This is a genomic window from Brachybacterium sp. HMSC06H03 (genome assembly GCF_001807385.1).
GTDB lineage: Bacteria > Actinomycetota > Actinomycetes > Actinomycetales > Dermabacteraceae > Brachybacterium > Brachybacterium conglomeratum.
Genome location: NZ_KV788942.1, coordinates 1 through 7,801, shown reverse-complemented (window position 1 = coordinate 7,801; position 7,801 = coordinate 1). Strand labels below are relative to the sequence as shown.

The window sequence follows — 7,801 nt, the reverse complement described above, 5'->3', positions numbered from 1 at the left end:
CGCGCGCCCGCCCCTCCAGGGCGAGCGCGCGCAGGGTGCGGCGCCAGGTGCGCACGCGCGGGCGGGAGCCGCTCACGAGGTCTCCCGCCCGATGACTCATCGGGACGCTCAGTGCGCCTCGGCCGGGACGATCTTCTGCCCGGTGCGCTCCATGACCTCGGCGAACCAGGGCTGGGAGACGTCGAAGGCCTTGTGGCCGGCGACGCGGTCGAACTCGACCGCGCGCAGCACGTCGCCGCGCTCCTCGTCGTGGCCGATGAGGCCGGAGCCGCCCTCGAGGGCGACCTGCACGGCGTAGTCCGTCATGGACTTGATCAGGCGGATGTCCTCGGGGTTCGCCTTCGCGGAGCGGGAGAAGTAGCCCGACTTCTGGACCATGACCTTCTCCGCGCCGAGCTTCTCGGCGAACTGCTTCGCGAACCACTGGCCGGGGTTGATCGTGTCGATCTTGACGTGGCCGAAGGGGTCCTTCTCCGGCTCCTCGCCGCGCGCCTGCATCTCGGCGACGATCTCGGGGATGCCCGCGCCCTCGGAGAGGAAGATGTTCACGCAGCCGGTCTCGTCCATGACCTTCCGCAGACGAGCGGCCTCGGCCTCGATGTCGAGCTTGAGCTCGGGCAGGAACACGGCGTGCACGTCCCAGCGGTCGGCGGAGTGGCCGATCCCGGGCAGCCACTCCTGCTGGGCGTGCCACTGCTGGTAGTACTCCGCCGCCTGTGCGGTGAGATACCCGCAGGCGCGGCCCATGATCTCGTGGACGATCAGCATCTTCGGGTTCGAGCCGTGCTCGGCGATGATGTTCTGCGCGAAGATGCTGGTCTGCTCCGCGGCGGACTTCGCGCCGAGCGACTGGCGGATCGGGACGATGTCGTTGTCGATGGTCTTGGGCAGGCCGACGACCTGCATCTCGTGGCCGTGCTCGTGCAGGTAGGCGGCGAGGTCCGCGGCGGTGGTGTTGGTGTCGTCGCCGCCGATGGTGTGCAGCACGTCCACGCCGTCGTCCTTGAGCTTGTTCGCGGCGACCTCGAGGGCGTTCTCGCCCTCCTGGATCAGGCCGCGCTTGACGAGGTCCTTCGTGTTGGTGAGCTTCACGCGGGAGTTGCCGATGGGGGAGCCGCCGTAGTTGTGCAGGATGCCCGCCTTCGCGCGCACCTCGTCGTCGACCACGATCTTCTCGCCGGAGAGCAGGCCCCAGTAGCCGTGCTTGTAGGCGATGATCTCCACGTCCGGCACCAGCTCGGTGTAGCGCTCGATCAGTCCGCCGACGGCGGAGGAGAGGCACGGGGCGTAGCCCCCGGCGGTGAGCAGTGCGACGCGCTTGACGGTCATAGGGCGGAACCTCCGAGAGTCCGGGAACGGGCGCACGGGAGGACAGGGTCGATCCCGCGACGCTGGGTCCCGCCATCGTACCGAGAGCCGGCCCCGGCTGCCGCCGCGCGGGTCCCGGCGGACACGTGCCGACCGGGGCTCAGCGCTCCCGGGGCGCGAGCGCCTCGAGGACCTCCTCATGCAGCAGCGAGTTCGTCGCCACCGCGCTGCCGCCGAACGGCCCGGGCTCGCCGTCCAGGGAGGTGAAGCGACCGCCGGCCTCGGTGACGATCGGGACCAGTGCGGCCATGTCGTGCAGCTTCAGCTCGGGCTCGCAGGCGACGTCCACCGCGCCCTCGGCCACGAGCATGTAGGACCAGAAGTCGCCGTAGGCCCGGGTGCGCCAGAAGCGCTGCATGAGGTTCAGCATCTCGGGCAGCAGCTCGTGGTCGGCCCAGCCGTGCAGCGAGGAGTAGGACAGGGAGGCCTCCTCGAGCGTGCTCACGGTCGAGACCTGCAGGCGCGTCGCGCTGCTGAGCCGGGAGCCGGTCCAGGCCCCGGCGCCCTCCCCACCCCACCAGCGGCGTCCCAGCGTCGGCGCGGAGACGAGGCCGACGACGGGGCGGCCGTCCTCGATCAGGCCGATCAGCGTGCCCCACACGGGCACCCCGCGCACGAAGTTGCTGGTCCCGTCGATCGGGTCGATCACCCACTGCCGCGGGGACGCGCCGGTGGAGCCGAACTCCTCGCCGATCACCTGGTCCCGCGAGCGGGAGCGCGAGAGCTGGGAGCGCACCAGCTGCTCGGCGGCCCTGTCGGCGTCGGTGACCTCGGTGAGATCGGGCTTGGTCGTGATCTCGAGGTCCTGCGCCTTGAACCGGGAGGTGGTCAGCTGGTCCACGGCATCGGCGAGCACGTGGGCGAGGCGCAGGTCATCGGCGTAGCGGCTGGACATGGGGTCCACGATAGGTTCCCGCGCTCCCGTCGGGCCGCAGCGACTCGGCGCTCAGACGTCCCAGGGGTCGTTGCGGCGCAGCGCCTCGGCCAGGCGACGGTAGGAGGCCAGACGCGCAGGACCGGCGGTGCCGGCCTCGCCCTTGTCCACGAGATCGTCGAGGGCGCAGTCGGGCGCGTCCTCGAGGTGGGTGCATCCGCGCGGGCACTGCTCGGCGAGATCGGCGAGGTCGGCGAAGGCTTCCAGCAGCTCGTCGGGGTCCACGTGCCCCAGGCCGAAGGAGCGCACGCCCGGGGTGTCGATGACCCAGCCGTCGTCCTCCGGCAGCTGCATCGCGAGCGCCGAGGAGGAGGTGTGGCGGCCGCGCCCGGTCACGTCGTTGACCACGCCGGTGGCGCGGCCCGCCCCGGGGACCAGGGCGTTCAGCAGGGTGGACTTGCCCACCCCGGAATGTCCCACGAGCACGCTGATCCGTCCCGAGAGCCGCTCGCGCAGCTGCTCGAGGCCGATGATGCCGGGGTGCTCCGGATCCTCCGCCTCCGCGAGGGACTCCCGACGGGTCACCACGTGCTCCAGGCCGAGCGGGGCGTAGGCGGCCAGGAACTCCTCCGGAGCACGCAGGTCCGCCTTCGTCAGCACCAGCAGGGCGTCGATGCCGGCGACGTAGGCCGCGACCAGGCAGCGGTCGATCATGCCGCCGCGCGGCTCGGGATCGGCCAGCGCCGTCACCATCACCATCACGTCGACGTTCGCGACAAGGGGTCGCTCGGTCGAGTCGTCGTCGTCGGCGCTGCGCCGCAGGAAGGAGCTGCGCTCCTGGATCCGCACGATGCGGGCGAGCGTCCCCTCCCGTCCCGAGGTGTCGCCGACGAGGCCGACGAGGTCGCCGGGGACGACGGGGGAGCGGCCGAGCTCCCGGGCACGCATCGCGGTGACCGCGCGCTGGTCCTCGGTGCCCTCGCCGACGATCGTGCGCCAGCGCCCGCGGTCCACCGAGACGACGCGGGCCGTGATCGCGTCCTCGTGCTTGGGGCGGTCCTTGGTCCGGGGGCGGGAGCCGCGCCGGTTGGGGCGGATCCGCACGTCGGACTCGTCGAAGTCGCGGACGGACCGCCTCACCACGAGGTGGCCTCCTGGCCGCGCGGGGACCGGGGCGCCCCGTGCCGGGCCGCACCCGACCCGCGCGGCACCGGGCTCACGCGTCGCCCTCCGCCGGCTCGGGGTGGAGCATCGACAGCCACATCCCCACGAAGTCGGGGAGGGTCTTCTGCGTGGTGCCGACGTCGACCACCTGCACGCCGGGGACGCGCAGGCCGATGATCGCGCCGGCGGTCGCCATGCGGTGGTCCTCGTAGGTCTCGAAGACGGCACCGCGCAGCGGGCCCGGCGTGATCACGAGCCCGTCGGGCAGCTCCTCGGTGCTGGCGCCGACCTTCGTCAGCTCGGTCGCCAGCGCCTTGAGGCGGTCCGTCTCGTGCCCGCGCAGGTGCGCGACGCCGGTGATCCGCGAGGGCGAGTCCGCGAGCGCGCACAGCGCCGCGACGGTCGGGACGAGTTCGCCGACGGCCGACATGTCCGCCTCGATGCCGTGCAGCGCATCCGTGCCGCGCACCACCACCGCCTCGTCCTCGCGCCACACCTCGGCGCCCATCCGCGTCAGCAGCTCCCGGTACGCGTCGCCGGGCTGGGTGGTCGTCTCCGGCCAGTCGTCCACCGCGATCGTGCCGGCGGTGACCATCGCCGCCGCCAGGAACGGCCCGGCGTTGGAGAGGTCCGGCTCGACGACGACCTCCAGCGGACGGATCGGGCCGCACGCGACCCTCCAGGAGTGACGGCCCTCGGCGTCGACCTCGTGCGAGGTCTCGACCCCGGCGCGGCGCAGCGTCTCCAGGGTCATGTCGATGTGGGGCAGGGAGGGGAGCTCCTTCCCGACATGGACGAGCTCGAGGTCCGTCTCCGCCCGCGCCGCGACCAGCAGCACGTTGGAGATGAACTGGCTGGAGGCCGAGGCGTCCACCTCGACCCGGCCGCCGGGCAGCGTGCCCCGGCCGTGCACCGTGAACGGCAGCCGTCCCGGCTCGCCGTGCTCGGTCACCTCGACGCCCTGGCCGCGCAGCACCTGGACGACCGCGTCCATGGGCCGCACGAGCGCGGCGTCGTCACCGGTGAAGCGCACGTCGCCGTGGCGCAGCGCCGCCAGCAGGGGCACGAAGCGCATCACGGTCCCGGCCAGGCCGGTGTGGATCTCGATCGGCTCGGCGGGGTGCTCGCAGGCCGGCGGTATCGGGGAGACGTGCAGCACCCCGTCGCGCACCTCCAGCACGGCGCCGAGCCGCTCGAGCGCATCGCGCATCAGTCGCGTGTCGCGGGAGACGAGCGCGCCGCGCAGCGTGGACGGCTCGCTCGCCGCGGCAGCGAGCAGCATCCAGCGTGCGGTGAGGGACTTCGACCCGGGAACCCGCACCAGGGCGTCGACCGGCTGGTCGGCGACCGGTGCGTTCCACAGCACCTCCGAACCCATGGAGATCAGCCGTGCTGGTCGGCGAGCTGCTTCTGGGCGGTGGAGACGGCGCCCTTGGCCTTCTTCTCCACCTTCCCCGCCTTCTTCTCGAGCTCGCGCTGCTTCTGCGCGGCCTTCTTCTGGCTGCGCTCGACGAACTTGTTCGCCCGGTAGCCGAGCGAGGGGCGGCCGTCGTGGTCGACGACGGCCAGGAGCACGCCGCCCAGCAGGCCGGCGTCGGTGAGGATGGACTGCACCTCGGCGACGAGCTCCTCGCCGCGCAGCTCCCAGACCTTCTTCCGACCGGCCCAGCCGACGGAAGTGGTCACGAGCAGGGCCGCGGCGGCGCGGGGCACGCGGTTGGTCGCGTAGAGGACGCCGGCGCCCGCGGCGACGACGCCGGCGGCGCGCACCACGGCGCGGGAATTGACGAAGCCCGGCGCGGAGCTCTTGGACAGCGCCGAGTCGACCGCGTCGAAGGCCTGCGGGTAGACGTCGATCTCGCGCTCGGGGCGGAGCGCGGTGCGCACGCCCTCGAAGACGAAGGGGGCGGCGAGCAGCGGTCGTGCGATCCGGCGGACCAGGGCCATGGTGTCCTCACGTTCTGAGCAGGTGTCGACGGTCCGGTGATCAGCCCTGTCGGGAAGATCACCGACCCCCACACTACCGCCCGAGGAACATCCCCCACGCCCAATGCGTTGCATCGGACGGCGCGGACACGGTTCCGCGCCCCCGTCGGGGCCCCGACGGGACGGTCGAGCACGCCGGCGGGTGCCGGGGAGGGAGCGGCGCATGACGACCGGACTGCTGGAGCGCGCCCCCGCGATCCCGGGTGGCGTAGGTTTGGGGACGATGACGCAGACACAGCCCACCTCCGACCACGGGACCGGCCTGCCCTCCGCGGAGCAGGCCGATCCCGCGGCGGACTTCGACTTCGAGACCGAGGCGCTCTCGCACCTGGACTCCCTCTACGGCGGCGCGCTGCGGATGACCCGCAACCCGCACGACGCCGAGGACCTGGTCCAGGACACCTTCGTCAAGGCGTTCCGCGCCCAGGACCGCTTCACCCCGGGCACGAACATGCGGGCGTGGCTGTACCGCATCATGACCAACAGCTACATCTCGAGCTACCGCAAGAAGCAGCGCCGCCCCAAGGAGGCATGGACCGACACGGTCGAGGACTGGCAGCTCGCGGAGGTCTCGAGCCACTCGAGCACGGGCCTGCGCTCGGCGGAGGCCGAGGCGCTGGACCACCTGCCGGACTCCGCGGTGAAGGACGCCCTGTCCGAGCTGCGGGAGGACTACCGCATGGCGGTCTACCTCGCCGATGTCGAGGGCTTCGCCTACAAGGAGATCGCCGAGATCATGGACACACCGATCGGCACGGTCATGTCCCGGCTCCATCGCGGGCGGCGCCAGCTGCGCGAGAAGCTCACCGATCATGCCCGGCGCACGGGCTTCCTGCGTGCGCAGCCCTCGGCGGGGGACGCCGCCGACGACACCGGAGCCGGCACCGCGGACCGGGAGGAGGAGCGATGACCCAGGACGACCGCGCGATGCGCGAGACCTCGACGCGCGAGACGACGACCGGCTCGACGCGCGACATGAGCTTCGGGCTCGAGGAGGCGCTCGACGGCGAGCTCCCCCGCGAGACCGTCGAGCGGATGCGCCGGCACACCGACGACTGCCCCGAGTGCGCCGACGAGTGGGAGCGCCTGCGCCGGCTGAAGGAGCTGGTGCGCCGCAGCTGCGCGGACCGCGCCCCCTCCGACCTGCGGGCCCGCATCGCCGACACGTGCCGCACCATCACGGTGACCACCACCAGCACGAGCACGACCACCGGGGCTGACGGCTCCACGGTGCGCGTCACCCGCTCGACGACCCCCCGCCGCACCCTGCCCCCGGCCTGAGCAGCGGGGGCGTCGGCTCCGTCCCCGAGCATGACGAAGGGCTCCTCCCACCGGGAGGAGCCCTTCGTCATGTCGCCATCGGCGACGGCGCGGTCAGCTGTTGGGCCGCTTGCCGCGATTCGCGCTGTTCTTGCGGCGAGCCTTGCGCTTGCGTCCTCGCTTGCTCATCACGCTCTCCTTCCTTCACCCGGAATGAACCCGTCGATCATGCCATATCGGAGGCTCCGCGCGGAGCCTCATCCGAGCCCCTCGCAGCACCTGAGTCGGACCTCACCCGCCCGCGCCCCGAGCCGGCCGGCAGCTTCCTCGCGCAGAGATCTGCCACTCGATGGGGGAGGAGGCTGACCGGGCCGTCCGAGGCGTCCTGGGCGGACGAGCGGTGTGCGGGCGGCCGGAGAGCCGACCCACCGGACGGGGTCAGCGGGAGGTGCCGAGCCAGGAGCCGAAGCCGCTGTGCAGCACCAGCCAGGCGATGAGGCCGTACCCGGTCTGACCGGGGTGGTCGCCGGCGGATCGGGCGAGGTCGCTCTCCCACTGGTCGTGGCCCACCAGCCCGCCGACGGTGTCGACGTAGGGGATGCGGCGCCGTGCGCAGACGTCCTCGAAGGCACCGGAGAGCTCACGCACTCCCGCGGTGGTGGCCGGGTCCCGGCTCGGGGCGGGGCCCACCACGAAGGCGGGGATCCGCAGACGCTCGAGGCCGTCGAGGATCTTGGCGAGGTTCAGGCGCGAGCGGGCCAGGGAGATCCCGGCCTCGACGTCGGCGCGGCCCATCGCGAGCACCACCCGGTGGTCGACGGAGCCGTCGGCGCGGCCCTGCTCTGAGAAGCGACGCTTGACGTCGGCGTCCCAGCGCTCGGCCAGCTCGGCGGAGGTCTCGCCCGGCAGCGCCGCGGAGAACACGTCGATGCGGCAGTCGGCACCCTGTTCGCTGGCCACGGCCCGGCCCAGCCAGCCCAGCGCTCGGGCGTCGCCGATCCCGGCGAGGAGCTCGTCGCCGAGCGCGATGATCCGGATCCGGGAGCCCGGATCCGGGACGGGCGAAGTGGGCACGGTCTGCACCGGGACCTCCTGGAAGGGGACGGGGTCGGTTCACTCTAACGGCGGCGCGGGCCGCGGGCGAACCCG

Annotated in this window: 9 protein-coding genes; 2 read left to right on the top strand and 7 right to left on the bottom strand. The window is 72.7% G+C overall.

Annotated elements, in window-relative coordinates:
• Positions 1-108 precede the first annotated feature (108 nt).
• The 5 genes from HMPREF3159_RS14715 to HMPREF3159_RS14695 all read right to left on the bottom strand — a co-directional run bounded on the left by HMPREF3159_RS14715 (position 109) and on the right by HMPREF3159_RS14695 (position 5,353).
• A complete protein-coding gene (locus tag HMPREF3159_RS14715) occupies positions 109-1,329 on the bottom strand; it encodes a pyrophosphate--fructose-6-phosphate 1-phosphotransferase (RefSeq protein WP_070501877.1) in 1,221 nt (406 codons plus the stop codon).
• A gap of 139 nt (positions 1,330-1,468) precedes the next feature.
• Positions 1,469-2,263, bottom strand: coding sequence for a histidinol-phosphatase (gene hisN / locus HMPREF3159_RS14710; protein WP_070501876.1), 795 nt, complete (start codon positions 2,261-2,263; stop codon positions 1,469-1,471).
• A gap of 51 nt (positions 2,264-2,314) precedes the next feature.
• Positions 2,315-3,385 (bottom strand): ribosome small subunit-dependent GTPase A, encoded by a 1,071-nt coding sequence (gene rsgA, locus HMPREF3159_RS14705; protein ID WP_070501874.1) that lies wholly within the window; start codon positions 3,383-3,385, stop codon positions 2,315-2,317.
• A 73-nt stretch (positions 3,386-3,458) separates the two neighbouring features.
• Positions 3,459-4,784, bottom strand: coding sequence for a 3-phosphoshikimate 1-carboxyvinyltransferase (aroA, locus tag HMPREF3159_RS14700; RefSeq protein ID WP_070501872.1), 1,326 nt, complete (start codon positions 4,782-4,784; stop codon positions 3,459-3,461).
• Positions 4,785-4,789: 5 nt separating this feature from the next.
• Positions 4,790-5,353 carry a hypothetical protein gene (locus HMPREF3159_RS14695; RefSeq protein ID WP_070501870.1) on the bottom strand — a complete coding sequence of 188 codons (564 nt, stop codon included), beginning with the start codon at positions 5,351-5,353 and terminating at the stop codon, positions 4,790-4,792.
• A 262-nt stretch (positions 5,354-5,615) separates the two neighbouring features.
• On the opposite strand from HMPREF3159_RS14695, the gene HMPREF3159_RS14690 reads away from it, so the two are divergent.
• Together HMPREF3159_RS14690 and rsrA are read left to right on the top strand one after the other, a co-directional pair.
• A complete protein-coding gene (locus HMPREF3159_RS14690) occupies positions 5,616-6,302 on the top strand; it encodes a sigma-70 family RNA polymerase sigma factor (RefSeq protein ID WP_083305976.1) in 687 nt (228 codons plus the stop codon).
• Positions 6,299-6,673: a mycothiol system anti-sigma-R factor gene (gene rsrA / locus HMPREF3159_RS14685; RefSeq protein ID WP_070501868.1), complete on the top strand. Its 375-nt coding sequence runs from the start codon at positions 6,299-6,301 to the stop codon at positions 6,671-6,673. The genes HMPREF3159_RS14690 and rsrA overlap by 4 nt, the downstream gene beginning before the upstream one ends.
• A gap of 93 nt (positions 6,674-6,766) precedes the next feature.
• Here the strand turns inward: rsrA and HMPREF3159_RS18225 are convergent, their stop codons facing one another.
• Both HMPREF3159_RS18225 and HMPREF3159_RS14680 read right to left on the bottom strand, forming a co-directional pair.
• Positions 6,767-6,841, bottom strand: a complete 75-nt coding sequence (locus HMPREF3159_RS18225; RefSeq protein WP_369801468.1) for a 50S ribosomal protein bL37 — start codon at positions 6,839-6,841, stop codon at positions 6,767-6,769.
• A 249-nt stretch (positions 6,842-7,090) separates the two neighbouring features.
• A complete protein-coding gene (locus HMPREF3159_RS14680; protein WP_010549618.1) occupies positions 7,091-7,735 on the bottom strand; it encodes a GDSL-type esterase/lipase family protein in 645 nt (214 codons plus the stop codon).
• Between the last annotated feature and the right edge of the window lie 66 nt (positions 7,736-7,801).

What these genes read in the sequence shown, in the direction of transcription:
- HMPREF3159_RS14690 (WP_083305976.1), top strand. Translation starts at nt 5,616, where the DNA reads ATGACGCAGACACAGCCCACCTCCGACCACGGGACCGGCCTGCCCTCC.
- HMPREF3159_RS14695 (WP_070501870.1), bottom strand. Translation starts at nt 5,353, where the DNA reads ATGGCCCTGGTCCGCCGGATCGCACGACCGCTGCTCGCCGCCCCCTTC.
- HMPREF3159_RS14715 (WP_070501877.1), bottom strand. Translation starts at nt 1,329, where the DNA reads ATGACCGTCAAGCGCGTCGCACTGCTCACCGCCGGGGGCTACGCCCCG.
- rsrA (WP_070501868.1), top strand. Translation starts at nt 6,299, where the DNA reads ATGACCCAGGACGACCGCGCGATGCGCGAGACCTCGACGCGCGAGACG.
- hisN (WP_070501876.1), bottom strand. Translation starts at nt 2,263, where the DNA reads ATGTCCAGCCGCTACGCCGATGACCTGCGCCTCGCCCACGTGCTCGCC.
- aroA (WP_070501872.1), bottom strand. Translation starts at nt 4,784, where the DNA reads ATGGGTTCGGAGGTGCTGTGGAACGCACCGGTCGCCGACCAGCCGGTC.